This is a genomic window from Rhodococcus sp. T2V, assembly GCF_029269925.1.
Taxonomy (GTDB): Bacteria; Actinomycetota; Actinomycetes; order Mycobacteriales; family Mycobacteriaceae; genus Rhodococcus_F; species Rhodococcus_F koreensis.
In genome coordinates, this window is the sequence record NZ_JARJBD010000346.1 from 1 (window position 1) to 657 (window position 657).

Below are 657 nucleotides of genomic sequence, written 5' to 3' on the forward strand. Positions count from 1 at the left end.
CCGTGGTGGGTGCGGTGGGTGGGTCGGGGTCGGTCGGTGGGGAGGGGGAGGGTGTCGGGGAGGTTGGTGAGTGTGGTGGTCCAGTAGGTGGTTTGGGTTTGGGTGGTGGGGGTGGGGTGCTCGGGTGTGCCGAGGAGTTGGTGTTGCCAGTGGGTGTAGTCGGTGTAGGTGAGGGGCAGGGGTGTCAGGTGGGGTGTTTGGTGGTGGGTGTGGGCGGTGTAGGCGGTGGTGAGGTCGTGGGTGAGTGGGGTGAGGGAGTGGCCGTCGGCGGCGATGTGGTGGAGGACGAGGGTGAGGGTGTGGTGGGTGTTGTCGAGTTGGTAGAGGTGGGTGTGGAGGGGGGTGTCGTGGGTGAGGTCGAAGGGTTGGGTGGTGTCGGTGGTGATGTGGTGGGGGAGTTGGGTTTCGGTGGTGGGGGTGGGGGTGAGTGGTGGTGTGGTGGTGTGGGGGTGGATGTGTTGGGTGGGGTGACCGTGGTGGAGGGGGTAGGTGGTGCGGAGGGGTTGGTGGCGGTGGATGAGGTCGGTGAGGGCGTGGTGGAGGGCGGTGGTGTCGAGGTGGCCGGTGAGGTGGAGGGTGAGGGGGATGTTGTAGGTGGGGGTGGTGGTGTCGTATTGGTTGAGGAACCAGATGCGTTGTTGGGCAGGCGAGAGCGGC

Annotated in this window: 1 protein-coding gene; it reads right to left on the bottom strand. The window is 66.5% G+C overall.

Annotated features, from left to right (window positions below):
- Positions 1-657 (bottom strand): condensation domain-containing protein (locus P3H15_RS56035; protein WP_276144868.1); only part of this gene is annotated, 657 nt, incomplete at both ends.